Raw genomic sequence first — 433 nt, forward strand, 5'->3', positions numbered from 1 at the left:
GAAGGGGGCAGCGGGTGAAGATCGGTCGGCAGGAGAATAAAGCTTCCGCGATCTCAACCTCGAACGCGGACACGATCCTCGTTCGCGGTCGGGATCTGGCGCGCGAGCTGATCGGCTCAATCAACTTCACTGAGCATTTCTGGTTGCTCGTGACCGGGGCGCTTCCCACGAAAGCCCAACAGCGCGTGCTCGATGCGACGTTGATCGCCATCGCGGAGCATGGGTTGGTTCCCAGCGTGCAGGTGTCGCGCATGACACTAGCTGCAGCACCTGAAGCCTTGCAAGGTGCGGTGGCCGCGGGATTGCTCGGATGCGGCTCGGTTGTGTTGGGTTCGTCCGAGGCCGCGGGTCAGTTCTACGCCGAAATTGCTAAAAGAAGCAGCGAGAATCCGGAGGCAGCCATCCGGGCTGTCGTCAGCGAGTACCGCCAGGC

The 433-nt window shown here is 62.1% G+C and carries 1 protein-coding gene; it reads left to right on the top strand.

Going from position 1 to position 433, the window contains the following annotated elements:
- Positions 1-14 precede the first annotated feature (14 nt).
- Positions 15-433 (top strand): hypothetical protein (locus D7X99_RS42060; RefSeq protein WP_199756441.1); only part of this gene is annotated, 419 nt, incomplete at its 3' end.

Origin of the sequence: Corallococcus sp. AB032C (assembly GCF_003668935.1) — a bacterium.
Taxonomy (GTDB): domain Bacteria; phylum Myxococcota; class Myxococcia; order Myxococcales; family Myxococcaceae; genus Corallococcus; species Corallococcus exiguus.